General features: G+C 68.9%; 17 protein-coding genes. 11 read left to right on the forward strand and 6 right to left on the reverse strand.

Features of this window, described 5'->3' with window-relative positions; genetic code table 11:
* Window positions 1–62: 62 nt before the first annotated feature.
* From FCG67_RS15205 to FCG67_RS15215, 3 genes are all read right to left on the reverse strand, one after another.
* Entirely contained in the window at window positions 63–1,115 is a 1,053-nt protein-coding gene (locus tag FCG67_RS15205; protein WP_136910561.1) for a lytic transglycosylase domain-containing protein, read from the reverse strand.
* A gap of 85 nt (window positions 1,116–1,200) precedes the next feature.
* Window positions 1,201–1,731, reverse strand: coding sequence for a DUF1003 domain-containing protein (locus FCG67_RS15210; protein ID WP_077042432.1), 531 nt, complete (start codon window positions 1,729–1,731; stop codon window positions 1,201–1,203).
* Window positions 1,724–2,995 carry a magnesium transporter MgtE N-terminal domain-containing protein gene (locus tag FCG67_RS15215; RefSeq protein WP_136910562.1) on the reverse strand — a complete coding sequence of 424 codons (1,272 nt, stop codon included), beginning with the start codon at window positions 2,993–2,995 and terminating at the stop codon, window positions 1,724–1,726. Before FCG67_RS15215 ends, FCG67_RS15210 begins: the two co-directional genes overlap by 8 nt.
* Before the next feature lie 32 nt (window positions 2,996–3,027).
* Between FCG67_RS15215 and FCG67_RS15220 the strand changes: the two genes are divergently transcribed.
* Together FCG67_RS15220 and FCG67_RS15225 are read left to right on the forward strand one after the other, a co-directional pair.
* On the forward strand, window positions 3,028–3,984 hold the full coding sequence (locus FCG67_RS15220; protein ID WP_136910563.1) for an HpcH/HpaI aldolase/citrate lyase family protein: 957 nt from the start codon (window positions 3,028–3,030) through the stop codon (window positions 3,982–3,984).
* 61 nt (window positions 3,985–4,045) lie between these two features.
* On the forward strand, window positions 4,046–4,540 hold the full coding sequence (locus FCG67_RS15225) for a YflT domain-containing protein (RefSeq protein ID WP_077042429.1): 495 nt from the start codon (window positions 4,046–4,048) through the stop codon (window positions 4,538–4,540).
* A gap of 40 nt (window positions 4,541–4,580) precedes the next feature.
* On the opposite strand, the gene bla is transcribed toward FCG67_RS15225, so the two are convergent.
* Window positions 4,581–5,540, reverse strand: a complete 960-nt coding sequence (gene bla / locus FCG67_RS15230) for a class A beta-lactamase (protein WP_136910564.1) — start codon at window positions 5,538–5,540, stop codon at window positions 4,581–4,583.
* A 147-nt stretch (window positions 5,541–5,687) separates the two neighbouring features.
* Here bla and FCG67_RS15235 point away from each other — a divergent pair, with 147 nt between their 5' ends.
* The 3 genes from FCG67_RS15235 to FCG67_RS15245 all read left to right on the forward strand — a co-directional run bounded on the left by FCG67_RS15235 (window position 5,688) and on the right by FCG67_RS15245 (window position 8,702).
* A complete protein-coding gene (locus FCG67_RS15235; RefSeq protein ID WP_136910565.1) occupies window positions 5,688–6,581 on the forward strand; it encodes a LysR family transcriptional regulator in 894 nt (297 codons plus the stop codon).
* Window positions 6,578–7,492: a serine hydrolase gene (locus tag FCG67_RS15240; RefSeq protein WP_136910566.1), complete on the forward strand. Its 915-nt coding sequence runs from the start codon at window positions 6,578–6,580 to the stop codon at window positions 7,490–7,492. Before FCG67_RS15235 ends, FCG67_RS15240 begins: the two co-directional genes overlap by 4 nt.
* 82 nt (window positions 7,493–7,574) lie before the next feature.
* Entirely contained in the window at window positions 7,575–8,702 is a 1,128-nt protein-coding gene (locus FCG67_RS15245; protein WP_136910567.1) for a winged helix DNA-binding domain-containing protein, read from the forward strand.
* On the opposite strand, the gene FCG67_RS15250 is transcribed toward FCG67_RS15245, so the two are convergent.
* Window positions 8,686–9,309 (reverse strand): hypothetical protein, encoded by a 624-nt coding sequence (locus tag FCG67_RS15250; protein WP_136910568.1) that lies wholly within the window; start codon window positions 9,307–9,309, stop codon window positions 8,686–8,688. The two genes, FCG67_RS15245 and FCG67_RS15250, sit on opposite strands and share 17 nt — an antisense overlap.
* An 86-nt stretch (window positions 9,310–9,395) precedes the next feature.
* Between FCG67_RS15250 and FCG67_RS15255 the strand changes: the two genes are divergently transcribed.
* Together FCG67_RS15255 and FCG67_RS15260 are read left to right on the forward strand one after the other, a co-directional pair.
* Window positions 9,396–10,799, forward strand: a complete 1,404-nt coding sequence (locus tag FCG67_RS15255) for a cellulase family glycosylhydrolase (RefSeq protein WP_246045090.1) — start codon at window positions 9,396–9,398, stop codon at window positions 10,797–10,799.
* A 36-nt stretch (window positions 10,800–10,835) separates the two neighbouring features.
* Window positions 10,836–11,423: a suppressor of fused domain protein gene (locus FCG67_RS15260; protein ID WP_136910570.1), complete on the forward strand. Its 588-nt coding sequence runs from the start codon at window positions 10,836–10,838 to the stop codon at window positions 11,421–11,423.
* On the opposite strand, the gene corA is transcribed toward FCG67_RS15260, so the two are convergent.
* On the reverse strand, window positions 11,424–12,497 hold the full coding sequence (gene corA / locus FCG67_RS15265) for a magnesium/cobalt transporter CorA (RefSeq protein ID WP_136910571.1): 1,074 nt from the start codon (window positions 12,495–12,497) through the stop codon (window positions 11,424–11,426).
* Window positions 12,498–12,618: 121 nt separating this feature from the next.
* On the opposite strand from corA, the gene FCG67_RS15270 reads away from it, so the two are divergent.
* From FCG67_RS15270 to FCG67_RS15285, 4 genes are all read left to right on the forward strand, one after another.
* Complete coding sequence (locus tag FCG67_RS15270) at window positions 12,619–13,473, forward strand: PHP domain-containing protein (protein WP_136910572.1); 855 nt, start codon at window positions 12,619–12,621, stop codon at window positions 13,471–13,473.
* A gap of 13 nt (window positions 13,474–13,486) precedes the next feature.
* Window positions 13,487–14,101, forward strand: coding sequence for a MarC family protein (locus FCG67_RS15275; protein ID WP_136910573.1), 615 nt, complete (start codon window positions 13,487–13,489; stop codon window positions 14,099–14,101).
* Between the two features lie 4 nt (window positions 14,102–14,105).
* Window positions 14,106–14,420, forward strand: a complete 315-nt coding sequence (locus tag FCG67_RS15280; protein WP_246045091.1) for a hypothetical protein — start codon at window positions 14,106–14,108, stop codon at window positions 14,418–14,420.
* 335 nt (window positions 14,421–14,755) lie between these two features.
* Window positions 14,756–15,952, forward strand: a complete 1,197-nt coding sequence (locus FCG67_RS15285) for an NAD(P)-dependent malic enzyme (RefSeq protein WP_136910574.1) — start codon at window positions 14,756–14,758, stop codon at window positions 15,950–15,952.
* Window positions 15,953–16,023: the final 71 nt, after the last annotated feature.

A 16,023-nucleotide genomic window follows, 5' to 3' on the forward strand; every position in this document is an offset into this window, starting at 1 on the left:
AGACCGAAAAGTGAACCCGTTTGAGACCTGGCGGCGGGGTGCGGAGCGTTCCGTCCGGGCTGTCAGGGCGCGGGCGGGGGAGGCGGCGTCGCCGGTGCGGCGGGCGAGCCGCCGGGCGGCGGACAGAAGATCAGGCACGGCAGCTCGGGCAGGCCGGGGATGAGCTGCGCCGGTGCTGGGGCCGGTGCGGCGGGCGCGACGGGGGCTGCCGCATCGACCGCGCGGCCCGGCTCGGGTGCCGACGTCGGCTCGGCCGGCTCCGGCCGGACCTCCGGGATTGAACCGGGGGCGGGCGTCCCGCCGCCCGCATACGCCGCGGACCACGCCAGCACGTTGGCCGAGTAGGCCATCGAATTGTTGTAGCGCAGGACCGCCCGGACCTCTTGGGCGCTGTCGCGCAGGTTCAGTCCGCCCGAGCAGAGGTACCGGGCGGCAGCGAGCGAGGCGTCGAAGACGTTGTTCGGGTCGGCGGTGCCGTCACCGTTCCCGTCGGCGGCGTATCGCGACCAGGTGCTGGGGATGAACTGCATGGGCCCGACCGCGCGATCGTGCTTCTTGTCGCCGTCGAGGGCTCCGCCGTCGGTGTCGGTGATGACCTGGTTGCCCGCGAGGTGGCCGTTCAGGACCGGTCCCAGGATCGGGGTCACCGTGGTGCCCGCCGCGTCGGTTCGGCCGCCACCCGCGTGCCCGGACTCGATCCGGCCGATCCCGGCCAGCAGATGCCACGTCACCCCGCAGCCCGGTGCCTCCGCGGACATCGTCGACTCGGCCATCCGATACGCGCCGAGCACCAGTTCGGGGATGCCGAGTTCGCTCACCGTGATCGCTGCAGGCATCGGCGACAGGCGGGGCGCCAGCGCGGGCGGCACCTCGAACTGGACCGGTGGGGGCGGGGTGTACGCGTGCGGTGCGCGGGCGGGCCTCGGCGCGGGTGGCAGCACCCCGACCGTGCCCGCGGGATCGAGGGCATCCGGGGTCGTGACCGCGACCCCGGCAAGGGCGGGTGCGGCGGTACCGAACGGTCCGAAGCCGAGCGCGGCGCCCACGACCGTGGCAGCGGCCCCGACCGCGACCAACGTCGCCGTCGACCCGGCTGCGAGACCCCTGATCCGCATGCGCCCACCCTTCGCAATGCCCGACCCACGAAATGTGACCCAGATTACAGAGCGGACACGCGGGTGGTGGCCCTTTCGGGCGGCGCTACCGGCGCGGTGGCCTCGGTTCGTCCTCGTCCTGAGGGGTCAGCAGGGATTTGATCTCCTCGAGCTCGCGGCGCAGGTAGTCCCTGGTGGCCACCTCGCCGACAGCCAGACGCAGTGCGGCGAGCTCGCGGGCCAGGAACTCGGTGTCGGCCTTGGTCTGCTCTGCCCTGGCCCGGTCCTCCCCGAGTGAGACGCGGTCCCGGTTCTCCTGCCGGTTCTGGGCGAGCAGGATCAGCGGCGCGGCGTACGCGGCCTGGGTGGAGAACGCCAGGTTGAGCAGGATGAACGGGTACGGATCCCACTGCAGCCGGACCGCGAAGACATTGAGGGTGATCCAGACGATCACCACGATCGTCTGGATGGCCAGGTACCGGCCGGTGCCCAGGAACCGCGCGAACCGCTCGCCGACCCGGCCGACGGCTTCGACGTCGATCTGGAAATTGAACAGCCGGGATCCGCGCGGTGTGTCGAGCCGCTGACGAGCGCTCAGTGCCGTCGTCTTCTCCGACGATGTCCGCTTCTCACTCATCGGCCACTTCCTGTTCGCGCCAGTCCTCCGGGAGCAGGTGATCGAGCACGTCGTCGACGGTGACGGCGCCGAGCAGGTGCTCCTCGTCGTCGACGACCGGGCCGCACACCAGGTTGTATCTCGCGAAGTAGCGGGTCACCGCCGTCAGCGACTCGTCCGGGTCGAGCCGGGTCAGGTCGGTGTCCAGCACCCCGCCGACCAGGGTCGCGGGCGGCTCCCGCAGCAGCTGCTGCAGGTGCACGCAGCCGAGATATCGGCCGGTCGGCGTCGAGATCGGCGGCCGGACGACGAACACCAGGCTGGCCAGCGCAGGCGTCAGATCCGGGTTCCGGACCCGGGCCAGCGCCTCGGCGACGGTGGTCGAGGGCGTGAGGATCACCGGCTCGGGCGTCATCAGGCCGCCCGCGGTGTCGGGGGAGTGCTCGAGCAGCCGGCGCACGGGCTCGGAGTCCTCGGGATCCATCAGCTGCAGCAACGACTCGGCCTCGGCGTCGGGCAGCTCGCCCAGCAGGTCGGCGGCGTCGTCCGGGTCCATCGCCTCGAGCACGTCGGCCGCGCGTTCCACCTCGAGGTGGGTGAGCAGGTCGGTCTGATCGTCGGACGGCAACTCCTGCAGCACATCCGCGAGCCGCTCGTCATCGAGCGCGACCGCGACCTCGTGACGGCGTTTGTCGGGAAGCTCGCGGATGGCCTCGGCTACGTCGGCGGGACGCATGCCCTCGAACTGTGCCAGCAGCTGCGAGACGCCCTGTCCCGGCAGAGCCAGCTGGGATTGCGTGAGGCCCACCACGTGCTGCCAGTCGACGATCTGCATCGCGGTGCGGCGGGCGAGCCGGCCTCGGGGCTTGCGGACCGCGACGCGGGAGACCACCCAGTCCCGCGTCCTGGTCAGCTCGATGCCCAGGTCCGCGACCAGGACCTCCTGACCGGCCAGGTCATCGTGTTCGGGGTCGTCGACACGGACCCGGCTGTCGAGCACCTGGGCCAGGGCCAGTACCTCGCCGGGCTTCTGGGTGAACCGGCGCAGACTCACGTTGCCGGTCAGCGTCACCGAGCCGGGCTCGATGGCCGTCACCCGGAGCATCGGGATGAATATCCTTCGCCGGGTGAGCAATTCGACGACCAGGCCAAGGACTCGGGGGCGTTGTCGGCCGACCCGGATGGTGATGACGACGTCGCGGACGCGGCCGATCGATTCTCCGTCGGGCCCGAGCACCACCAGGCCGGCGAGCCTGGCTACGAAGACCTTGCTCACTGCTGCCATGATGGCCAGGCTAATTCACACTGGAGGTCCACATGCAGGTCGCGCGCCCGCGTCGGTCGATTCTTGCCGTTCCCGGCAGCAGCAGGAAGATGATCGACAAGGCCAAGGGATTGCCCGCCGACGAGATCTTCCTCGATCTCGAGGACGCCGTCGCGCCGATCGCCAAGGCGCAGGCCAGGGCCGAGATCGTCGATGCGCTGAACTCCGACGGGTGGGGTGAGCAGATCCGGGTCGTCCGGGTCAACGACTGGACCACCGAGTGGACCCATGCCGACGTCATCGAGGTGGTCTCCGGCGCGGGTGCCCGGATCGACGCGATCCTGTTGCCGAAGGTGACCGATGCGAGTCACGTGCAGGCACTCGATCTGCTGCTCACCCAGGTCGAGCGGGCCAACGGGCTCGAGGTGGGCCGGATCGGCATCGAGGCGCAGATCGAGAACGCGATCGGCCTGACCAACATCAACGCCATCGCGACCGCCAGCCCACGGGTGCAGACGCTGGTCTTCGGCCCCGCAGACTTCATGGCGAGCATCAACATGCGCACCCTGGTCGTCGGCGAGCAGCCGGAGGGCTACGAGCCGGGCGACGCCTACCACCACATCTTGATGACGATCCTGATGGCGGCGCGGGCGCACGGGCTCGAGGCAATCGACGGGCCGTACCTGCAGATCCGCGACGTCGACGCCTTCCGGCGCGCGGCCGGGCGGACCGCGGCGCTCGGTTTCGATGGCAAGTGGGTGCTCCACCCAGGCCAGATCGATGCGGCCAACGAGGTTTTCAGCCCGCGTCAGGCCGACTACGACCACGCCGAGATGATCCTCGACGCGTACGAGTTCCACACCTCGGCGGCGGGCGGCGGACGCGGCGCCGCGATGCTCGGTGACGAGATGATCGACGAGGCGAGCGCCAAGATGGCGCTGGTCGTCGCGGGCAAGGGGCGCGCGGCAGGCATGGCGCGGACCACACGGTTCGACCCGAACTCTCAGTAAGATGGACATCGACGAGAGTGCAGTTCTCATGAGCTGAATCACCGATGAGGGAGCACAGACGATGACCAATCCGCTCGCACAGCCGAATCGGACCGGACGCGGCGGGCCGCTGCCGACCCCTCCCACCGGTTGGCCGATCGGTTCGTACCCGACCTATGCCGAGGCGCAGCGCGCCGTCGATCACCTGTCGGATCAGGCCTTCCCAGTCGAGGACGTCACCATCGTCGGTGTCGACCTGATGCAGGTCGAGCGCGTTCTCGGACGCCTCACCTGGGCGAAAGTGATTGGTGGCGGCATCGTTTCGGGAGCCTGGCTGGGTGTGTTCCTGGGCCTGCTGCTCGGACTGTTCACCGACAGCCTCCTCGGCCCGCTGGTCGCGGGCATCATCGGCGGCATCATCTTCGGTTTGATCTCCACCACCATCCCGTACGCCGCAACGCGTGGTCAGCGTGATTTCGCCTCCACCATGCAGTTGGTGGCCGGCCGCTACGACGTGCTGTGCGAGCCGAAGACCGCCGAGCGGGCGCGGGATCTGCTCGCCAAGCTGGCCATCTGACAGCTCCAGCAGGACCAGGGGTCTCCACACACGGGGTGACTCATGGCGAGGTCATGCCCTCGACCACCGCAGCGGTGGTGTCGGCGACCACCTGATTGTTCCCCGGTGCGTCTTCCTGATCGGTCAGGCTGTCGGTGAGGATGGCGAGAACCAGGGGGTTGCCGTCCTGGTCCCAGGCGACGCCTGCGTCGTTGACGGTCCCGAACCGGCCGGCGCCGGATTTGGCCGCAGCGGTCCACCCGTCCGGCAGGCCGGCGCGAATTCGCTTGTCCGACGTCTTGCTCGCGCGCATCCAGTCGACGAGTTGCGCGCGTTCGGGAGATCCGAGCGCGTCTCCGAGGAGCAGTGCCCGGTAGCCGTCAGCGAGTTCGTTCGGTGTGGAGGTGTCCCGCGGGTCGCCGCGGAGCGCGCTGTTCAGTTCGGTCTCCCACCGATCCAGCCGGGTGCTGTCGTCTCCGATTTCGCGGGCGAGTGAGGTGATCGCGGGCGGTCCGCCGATCTCCTCGAGCAGGTAGTTGCCCGCCGTGTTGTCACTCCGGGTCAGCGCCGCCTCGGCGATCTGCCGCAGTGTCATCGGGGTGCCGACGGCGGCCGCGGTGACCGGTGAGTTCTCCACGAGGTCACCGGGTTCGACCAGGACCGGTTTGTCGAGTGACGATGTGCCCGCGCGGGTCCGGCGGAGTACCTCGGCGGCCGCGTACGTCTTGAATGTCGAACACAGGGCGAACCGTTCGTCGCCCCGATGCTGGTAGATCTGGCCGGTGGCGGGATTGATTACGGTAACCCCGATTCGCGTGGCGTAACGGGCCTCCAGCGCGTCCAGTTTCGTGTCGAGGGACTGCCGTTCCGGTGTCACGGCCACCGAAGTATCCGGCACGGTCTGATCCGCGGCGGCCGTGCACGCGCCCAGAAGCAGGGGAAGAGCGAGAGCGAGCGTGCGCGCCCCGTGATGTCCGATGCTGCCCCGCTTTGATTTCGGATGAACTCGACGTCTGGTCATGACCCCAATGTCGGGGTCGACGCCGTCGTGCGCAAAGACGGTCACAGCGTCGAGACGAGTCGGGAATGCTATCTCTCCAGTTCAGGGGGTCATTCTGTGCGGAGCAATTCGTCACGCGCCCCTGACGCCCCCCGATCGGCTGATTCAATGGTGGCCATGGATCTGGTCCGCCATTTGAATTTCTTTGTCGCCGTTGCGGAAGAGGGGCATTTCGGAAATGCCGCGGCACGATTGGGAATGACACAACCGCCGTTGTCGCAGGGCGTGCGGCGTCTCGAACAGAGGCTGGGCACCGAGCTCGTCCACCGCAGCATTCGCGGCGTCGGGCTCACCGATGCTGGGCGGCAGTTGCTTCCGCGAGCACGGCTTCTCGTCTCTGACGCTGCCAGATTCGAGGACGAGGCCCGGCGCATCGCGGGCGGACATGACGCAGCGGTGAGGTGGGGTGTCACCCACTCGCTCGGCGACGACGTGGTGGTTCGGTGTGTCCGCGCGCTCCGCGACGCCGACAAGGCAAGGCCCACCAGGGTCGTCACCACCACCGCGACCACCACCGAACTGGTGGAGAGCGTCCGAACGGGGAGTCTCGACGTTGCCGTGGTCGAACACCCGGCGCTGCTCTCGGGTCTCGACAGTGGGCCGGTCCTGAAGATTCGGCGCTGGGTGGTCGTGCCGGAAGACCATCCCGTTGCGGTCGCGAAGAAGACGCAGGTCCGGATGCTTCGGGGGCTGACATTGTCGACAGGTCCACGATCGGACAATCCTCCCGCTCACGATCTGTTCGTGGACATGTGGCGGTCCCGTGGCCTCGACCCGGACGTGGTCGTCTCGACGGGGCCCCGAGACCTCCTTGCCCGTGTGGCGGCCGGTGGCACTTTCGGGGTGACGACGACTCCGCCGACAACGATGCCCGGCGTGTCCTGGGTCGACATGGTGCGTGACGACCTCGCGCTGCGCCTTCGTATCGTCTGGCGGTCGGGTGCCGATCTCGGGTCGTCGGCCGGCGCACTGGACCGGGTACTCCTCAAGGCGGGACGATGAGCACGACCGCAGAGAAGCGGATCCGCGACGTGTTCGCCGATGCCGGTTGCACAGGCTGGCTTCACGCCAGGCGCATCGGAACGCGGCGAGCGGACGACGACGAAGACGCCGTCTCGGTCGGTGCCGACGAACTCGTCGTGACGGCGTCCGTCTACAAGCTCCCGCTCTTGGTTGCCCTGTGCAGGGCTTTCGACGCGGGCTCCCTCTCACCGACAGCGACGGTGCGCATCAATCCCGCGGATTGCACGCCCGGGCCGACCGGGGTGTCGAACTTCCGGGATCCGGTGGTGATGAGTTGGCGTGATCTGGCTCTGTCCATGATGACCGTGTCCGATAACGCCGCCGCGGACCTCATCCTCGGACGGGTGGGACTCGACGGCATCGATCGGGTACTCGCCGAACTCGGACTGCTCCGCACGCGAATCATCGGCGGCACAGCGGATGTCCATCGGACCCTGCTCGAGGAGGCGAATTCGCACACGACGAGGGAAGCGTTCGAGGTACTTGCCGACAATGACGAGGCGTGGGCGGTCTCGGCCTATGACCCGGCGTTCACGAGTGCGACGACCCCACGAGAGATGACGTCGCTGCTCGATGCGATCTGGACCGACGGGGTGGTGTCTGCGGATCAGGCCCAGTTCATCCGGCAGGTCATGGCAGGACAGATCTGGCCGCACCGAATCCGCTCGGGATTTCCCTATGCGGGCGTGACCGTGGCGGGGAAGACCGGGACGATCGGGGCGATCCGCAACGAGGTGGCAGTGGTGGGCTTCCCCGGCGAGACTCCCGTTGCCGTAGCCATATTCACGCGGGCGGCGCGCGCTGATCCCGTCCTGCCGGTGGTCGATCAGGCAATCGGACGGGCCGCCCACATCGCGGTGACCGAACTTCGTTCCGGACGCATCGCGTGAGAGCGCGGGTGCAGAGAATCTCGAGGTGCGGTGTCCTACTCTTGGTGCTGAGTCGGTAGTCATTCGGCGGTAGGGGAGTGCAATGTCAGCGGGGCTCGAGGCCAGGCGAGAACGATTGTCCCGCAGGGCCCTGAGCCGTGCGACGCTCGACCGGCAGCACCTGCTGCGCCGCACGGGCGGCAGTGCGCTCGAGTTGGTCGGCCACCTGTACGGCCTGCAAGCGCAGGCGCCGATGGCGCCGTACTTCGCGTTGTGGGCTCGGCTCAAGGGATTTCGGCCCACCGACCTGTCCTCGTTGATCGAGAACCGGGACGTGGTCCGGATCGTCGTGATGCGCGGCACGGTGCACGCGGTCACCGCGGCCGATGCCCTCGCGCTGCGACCGTGGGTACAGCCGATCATGGATGCGGACCTGCGGACGAACACCCTGCACAAGAACGGCCTCGTCGGGATGGACCTCGAGGCGCTCGCGGACTGGAGTCGCGCGTCGCTCGAGCACACCCCACGGAGCATGGCCGAGTTGCGGCCGCTGCTGGGCGAGCGCTGGCCGGACCGCGACCCGGTGGCCCTCGCGCACGGGGTCCGGAACCTGCTCCCGCTCGTGCAGGTGCCCCCGCGGGGGATCTGGGGCAGGTCCGGTCAGCCGGTCTGCACCACCCTGGATCGGTGGACGGACACGCCACTGTCCGAACCGATTCCGGACGAGATCATCCTGCGCTACCTGGCGGCCTACGGCCCGGCGTCGGCGGCGGACGCACAGGCCTGGTCCGGCCTGACCAGGCTGGGGGAGGTGTTCGACCGACTCCGCCCGAGGTTGCGGGTGTTCGTCGACGAGGACGGTGCCGAACTGTTCGATCTGCCCGACGCCCCGCGGCCTGACCCGGCAGGTAGCCTGCCGCCACGGATCCTGGCGCCGTACGACAGCGTCTTGCTCGGCCACGCGAACCGGAGTCGGGTGATCGCCGACGAGCACCGCAAGGTGGTGTTCACGGTGAACGGGATCATCAAGCCGACGGTTCTGGTGGGTGGCCAGGTCGCCGGATTCGTCACGGTCACCGCCAAGAAGCGTTCGGCGGCAGTCGAGATCGCGACATTCGCCCCGCTCGCGAAGGGCGCCACGTCCGCACTCGAGGCCGAGGCGCAGCGGTTGCTGACGTTCGCGCACCCCGATGCCGACGATCACGACATCCGGTTCACGGACGCGCGGTAGCCGCCTCCGCGATCGACGACTCGCCCGTTGCCGGAAGGTCGTTGCCCGCTTCGGGTGCCACCACACCCCGCGAGATCCGCCGCGCGAGCGCGTGGACTGCGCCCACGAACAGCCCGACGATCGCGCCCCAGAGCACCGACACGAGCGCGCCGCCGACGAGCGAGGCCAGGTAGGCGCCCGGTCCCTCCTGCAGCACGAAGCTCAGGTACACCGTGCGGATCAGGTTGCCTGCGAGAACGCCGATCACGGTGGCACCCAGGCCAGCAAAGAAGGCTCGCCCGACACCGCCGCCAGGGTGCCTGCACGCCGAGTCGGTCAGCCGCATCCAGACGACGGCGAGCATCACCAGTGCCGCAGCGCAATCGACGAGCCAGTTGGTGGTGGTGGTCTCGCCCAGCGGGAACAGGCGCAGCGCCGGGATCCCGAAGGGCAGCCCGATCGCGCTCGGGACGAGCAGCTCCGGGATTCGGGTGAGCACGGCGCCCGTGATCGACCAGACCCCGAACAGGACCGAGATCGCCGCAAGCGTCGCGACAGCCGGCCACGGGGCACGGAAATCGGCATCGACCTGCGGATTCACCGAAACAGCAGCGCTGGCGTCAGACATGCCGCAACATTAACGGGATCGAATGGACCAAGCGTCCAGAATCATGCAGAAAGTTGGGTGTGAGTCCTGTGCGGCGAATCAGAGTGGTGTCCCTCGTTGCGGCCGGTGCGCTCGTCCTCGCCGGTGGTGTTGGCGCGGTGCTGCGATCCGATCCGGCGCCTGCCGAGTCGTACCTCACCGACGACCAGGGGCGTTCGCTCGTCCTCCGCGGATTCAACACGGCGTCCAGTGCGAAGAGCACCCCCGACGGCATGCCGGAGTTCACCGAGGCCGACCTCGAGCGGGAACACGCCGACATGGGCACCAACTTCGTCCGGTTCCTGATCTCCTGGCGCTCGGTCGAGCCGGAGCCCGGCGTCTACAGCCAGGAGTACCTGGACCGCGTCGAGGAACGCATCGGCTGGTACGCGGACCGCGGCTACCACGTCATGCTCGACATGCACCAGGACCTCTGGTCGGGCGCGATCACCCCCGATGGCAAGACCGGCAACGGCGCCCCCGCATGGGCCACGTACATGGACGGGTTGCCGGTCGGATCGCACGACATGTGGGAGCAGTACTACCTCGACGCAGGCGTGATCCGGGCCTTCGACAACTTCTGGAACACCACCGGCGCTCACCCCGAGCTCTCCGAGCACTACGCGAACGCGTGGCGGGCGGTGGCCGAGCGATTCGCCGACCATCCCGCCGTCGTCGCCTACGACCTGATGAACGAGCCCTACGGCGGCACCCTGCAGGGCCCCGTCTTCGAGTCCGGTCCGCTCACGTCGCTGTACCAGAAGTCGACCGACGCGATCCGCACCGTCGACCAGGACAGCTGGGTCTGTGTGGCGCCGCAGGCGATGGGCAACAACTGGGGTACCCCGAGCGGCCTCGGCGCGATCACCGACAGCCGCGAGGGCGATCAGCGGATCGCCTACTGCCCCCACATCTATCCGCTGCCGATGGATCTCGGCGGGGGTTACGAGGGCACCTCCGGTGATCTGGTCGACGCGACCGTCGCCTCGTGGCGCGACAACACCGTGCGCACCGCGGCCGTCCTCGGCGACGCCCCGATCATCCTGGGTGAGTTCGGGCTCGACACGACGCTCCCCGGTGCGCTCGACTACGTGAACCGGATCTACGCCACGGCAGCGGAGATCGGCGCGGGCGTGAGCTACTGGTCGCGCGATCCGGGTCCGTGGGGTCCGTACGGGGAGGACGGCACCGCCCGCAACCTCGTCACCGCCCTCGACACGCCGTACCCGCGCGCGGTCGCAGGCACGCCGATCTCCTGGGAGGCGTCTGCGGACCGGCTCCAGCTGACCTTCCGGCCCGACCGTGACCTCTCGGCGCCGACCGAGATCTATCTGCCGCAGCGCGGCTTCCCCGCAAGCGTGGCGGTCGACGGCGGCGAGGTGCTGGCCTGGGATCAGCAATCCCGACTGCTCACCCTCCGGCAGCCGCAGTCGGACGAGGACGTCACCGTGACGCTCACCCCGGCGCCCTGATCGGTGCCTGCCGGGCTTGGGGTGTTAGATGAACGGGTGAGTGACAGCGTCATCGCCTCCGTCCGTGCGCACCTCACCGAGCGGATCGGTGGGCCCGCGCCCTCCGCCGCCTCCGTGACCTTCCTCGGGCTCGAACCGCTGGAGGTACTCCGATTTCCCGCCGACTCCGATGACCTGGTCCGGTACGTCTCACTCGGCTGTTCGCGGCATCCGATGGGTGATCCGAGCGACGCCATCGCGGACCCGGTGCGCGGGCCTCGCGCGGAGCTGATGTTGACCCTGCGCGGCGGTGTCGGCGTCGCCTCGGGTGTGCACAAGACGCTGGCGATCCTGGCCGCAGCGCCCGCGGTGGAGGGCGTGGTCCTCACGGTCGACGGCCTGCTCGACGTGGGCGAGCCGCTGTGGAAGGACGCCCCGTTCACCGCGGTGCTGCTGGGGGAGAGCGACGTCGAGGACCTCGAGCTTCCCGAGCCGGCCGATCCGGTGCGTTTCCTCGCCGCGGTACCGATCACCGGCACCGAGGCCGCCTGGGTGCGACTGCGCGGCGCCGCGGCGCTGCGGGAGGCATGGGCGGAGGCCGGGATCGACGTGCGTGACCCGGCCCGCGGGGCCGCCTCGCTCTAGTCAGAGCCAGTTGTTCCGGCGGAACGTGACGAACAGACCGGCGCACGCGGTCACGATCACCGCGACCACCCCGTAATAGCCGTAGCTCCAGCGCAGCTCCGGCATGTGGTCGAAGTTCATCCCGTAGATGCCCGCGATCATCGTGGGCACCGCGGCGATCGCGACCCAGGCCGAGATCTTGCGCATGTCGGTGTTCTGCTGCACGGCCACCTTGGCCAGGGCGGCCTCGACGAGGGTGCTGAGCACCTCGTCGAACTCGGCGATGCGCTCGGCGACGATGGTGTGGTGGTCCTGCACGTCGCGTAGGTAGCGCCGGACCTCCTTCGGCACACCGGTGGCGGTGTCCTGGCTCAGCCGCTGCAGGGGACTGGCGAGCGGGTTCACCGACTTGCGCAGTTCGACGATCTCCCTCTTGAGCAGGTAGATCTGCTCGATCGCGACCCGGGTGCGGGGGCTGAAGACCTCCTCCTCCATGAGATCGACATCCTTCTCGACGGATTCGGTGACCGCGAGGTACTGATCCACGACGTGGTCGGCGATCGCGTGCAACACGGCCGACGGACCAAGTGCGAGCCGTCCGGGGTTGGCCTCCATCAGTGCTCGGACCCCGGCCAGGCCGGAATGTTCGCCGTGCCGGACGGTGACCACGAAGTCGGTGCCGAGGAAGATCATGATCTCGCCGGTCTCGACCACCTCGTTGGCCGTGGTGATCGACTCGTGCTCAACGTAATTCACGGTCCGAAGTACCAGGAAGAGTACGTCATCGTACAGCTCGAGTTTGGGTCGCTGGTGGGCGTGCACGGCATCCTCGACCGTCAGCTCGTGCAAGCCGAAAACCTCTGCGACACTGCCCATCTGATACTCGTCGGGGGCGTGCAAGCCCACCCAGGCGAAGCCCTTGCCCCTGGCGCGGACCTCGGCGAGGGCTGCGGAGTGGGTGAACTTTCCCGGCAGTCGCTCGCCGTCGATGTACACGGCGCAGTCCACGATGGCCCTTGCGGTCGGGACGGGGATTCGTGCCGGGGCGATTCCGGGCGACCTGCGGGTCGGGCGTAGCGACGGCATGGACGGCACAGCAGCCACTCCCTCTCGAGCCCGGCGATGATCTCAGGTCAATCCTAGCCCCGGTGGATTCGGGCGGACGCTGCGCTGCGAGGTGTCGAACTCGCTTCCCACAGCCTGAGACAATGGCTCGGTGCGCATCGACCTCCACACCCACACAACCGCCTCGGACGGGACGGACAGCCCCGCTGACCTGGTGCGGCACGCCGCGGACGCCGGGCTCGACGTGGTGGCCCTGACCGACCACGACACCACCGCCGGCTGGGCCGAGGCTGCCGCCGCGCTGCCCGCCGGGCTGAGCCTGGTCCGTGGCATGGAGATGTCCTGTGAGGGCCGCGGCGAGGACGGCAGGCCGGTCGCGGTTCACCTGCTCGCCTACCTCTTCGATCCGAAGAATGCGGCCTTCGCCGCGGAACGTGAACGGCTGCGAGCCGAGCGGACGTCGCGGCTGCGGGCGATGGCCGAGCGGATGGCGCTCGACGGCCTGCCCGTGGACCCGGACGAGGTGATGGCCGCGGCCGGGCCCGCGGCCGGGCGCCCGCACCTGGCGCAGGCGCTCGTGGCGGCGGGGGTGGTCGGGTCCGTCGACGAGGCGTTCGGTGACCTGCTCAAGACCGGCGGCCGCTACTACGTGCACAAGGCGGACACGCCGCTGCCCGAGGCGGTGCGGATGGTGTCCGACGCGGGCGGGGTGAGTGTGATCGCGCACGGGCGGGCCGCCAGCCGCGGCCGCCTGCTCGCGATGGAACAGATCGGCGAACTCGTCGCGGACGGTCTCGCGGGTGTCGAGATCGACCATCACGACCACCTGCCAGCGGATCGGGAGATCCTCGCCGGGATCGCCCGCCGACACGACCTCATTGTGACCGGGTCCTCGGACTATCACGGCGTCAACAAGTCGGTGAAGCTCGGCGAATTTCTCACCGCGCCAGTCGAGTTCGACCGGATCGTGGCCAGGGCCAGCGGCGTCGACGTGATCTCGGGATGATGGGGGAGCGCTGATGTCCTTCGATACGACTCTGTACATGACGGCCGTGATCACGCTCTTCGTGATCATGGACCCGCCGGGCGCCATCCCCGTCTTCCTGTCCCTGGTCGGCCGCAAGAGCAAGGAGGCGCGCAACCGGGCCGCGTGGCAGGCGCCCGCGGTCTCGCTGGCCGTCATCACGGTGTTCGCGATCGGCGGCCAGGCGATCCTCAACTACCTGCACATCGGGATCCCCGCGCTGCAGGGCGCAGGCGGCCTGCTGCTGTTGCTGATCGCGTTGGAGCTGTTGACCGGCCGGGACGCGAATCAGCCGAAGGGCAATGAGGACGTCAATGTCGCGCTGGTGCCGCTCGGGACGCCGCTGATGGCGGGGCCGGGTGCGATCGCCGCGGTGATCGTCTTCGTGAACCAGGCCGAGGGTCATACGGGTGCCCCGCTGGCGGTGGGCTTGGCGATTCTGACGATTCACCTCATCCTGTTCGTGGTGCTCCGGTTCTCCACGGTGCTGATCCGGCTGCTGGGCGTGAGCGGCATCTCGCTGCTGGCCCGGATCGCCGGACTCCTGCTGGCCGCGATCGCGGTGCAGCTCATTGCGGACTCGGTCCGCGGATTCATCGCAGGTGGGTAGGGACGTGTCGGTCGACGAGTACGAGGACCACGCCGAGAGCAGCGGGGGAGTCGCCCGCGGCCTGCGGGCGCTGAGCGGCGCCGTCGCGGCTGGCGTTGTGGTGCTGGCGGTGGTCGTCCTCGGCACGGCGTATCTCGGCGGCCAGCGCGGGTTCCCAGGGCCGGGGAAGGTGTCGGTCGGCGCGCACATCGTGGCAGTGGTGCTGGTGTTGCTGGCGCAGCGGGTTGCCGATCGCCGGCGGGGTGTCACGGCCGTCTTCGGCTCGGTGGGCGTGTTCTTTGTCACAGGGCTACTGCTGTGGACCCAGTGGTGGCGTTAGCTCACCAAAAAAGCTACTCACCGGTGAGATTTGCGTGCGGTGAGGCCGCGGTGGCACACTTGTTGCACTTCGCGCCGGTGCTACCCCCCGGTAACGGAGCGAGAGTCGGATTCACCAGCGGCAGATTTCGCGCCCGGGCTCACCCCGCCTGGCGCCTTCGCGCTTCCGAGTTGAGTGCAGCGGCCCGTAGACCAATCGGGAATTGATCGTGCACCCTCGGTTAGCCTCACCCCCATCTCGACCAAAAACCTGCGGCTGCGTCGATTTCCACCTCGGCGCTGCTACTTCCCAGTAACCCGCCCCCGAGTGGGAGCGGCATGAGTAGGAGTGCAATCGTGTCTCTTGTGTCTGAAGCAACCACACCGAAAAAGGTTGAGCTGACCGACGAAGAGATCTTCGCGGGCCACGTCGGCGGCAAGCTCTCTGTCGAGACGACCGCCCCCCTCGATTCTCAGCGCGCCCTGTCGATCGCGTACACGCCCGGTGTGGCTCAGGTCAGCCGCGCGATCGCGGCGGACGAGACGCTCGCGGACCGCTACACGTGGACCAGTCGTCTCGTCGTCGTCGTGAGTGACGGCACCGCGGTGCTCGGACTGGGCGACATCGGACCGCGCGCCTCGCTGCCGGTGATGGAGGGTAAGTCCGCGCTGTTCAAGCAATTCGCCGGTCTGAACTCGATCCCGCTGGTGCTCGACACCAAGGACCCCGACGAGATCGTCGAGACCCTCATCCGGCTGCGCCCGAGCTTCGGCGCAGTCAACCTCGAGGACATCTCGGCCCCGCGCTGTTTCGAGATCGAGAAGCGGGTCATCGAGGCCCTCGACTGCCCCGTCATGCACGACGACCAGCACGGCACCGCCATCGTGGCGCTCGCGGCGCTCAAGGGTGCGGTCAAGGTCCAGGACCGTGACATCACCGCGCTGCGCGTGGTGATCTCCGGTGCAGGCGCGGCAGGCGTCGCCTGCGCGAACATCCTGCTGCTGGCCGGCATCGCCGATGTCACCGTCCTCGACTCCAAGGGCATCGTGTCCAGCGACCGCGGCGACCTGAACGAGATCAAGGCCGATCTCGCCGCCCGCACCAACCCGGCCGGCCGTACCGGCGGCATCGTCGAGGCGCTCGACGGCGCCGACGTGTTCCTCGGCGTGTCCGCGGGCACCGTGCCGGAGGAGATCATCGCGACGATGGCCCCCGAGGCGATCATCTTCGCGATGTCCAACCCGGACCCGGAGATCCACCCGGACATCGCGCGCAAGCACGCCGCGATCGTCGCGACCGGCCGCAGCGACTTCCCGAACCAGATCAACAATGTGCTCGCCTTCCCCGGCGTGTTCAAGGGCGCGCTCGACGCAGGCGCCCGCCGCATCACCGAGGGCATGAAGCTCGCCGCGGCGGAGGCGATCCTGTCCGTCGTCGCCGACGAGCTCTCCGTCGACAAGATCGTCCCGAGCCCGCTCGATCCTCGGGTGGCCCCCGCGGTCGCCGAGGCCGTCGCGGCCGCGGCAAAGGCCGAGGGCGTCGCCCAGGCTTAAAGCCTCCAGTTCTGCGCCGAAGGGCCCCGTCGAGCGGTTGACACCGCACGACGGGGCCCTTTGCGTTCGGG

It is taken from the genome of Rhodococcus oryzae (genome assembly GCF_005049235.1).
Classification (GTDB): Bacteria; Actinomycetota; Actinomycetes; order Mycobacteriales; family Mycobacteriaceae; genus Rhodococcus_G; species Rhodococcus_G oryzae.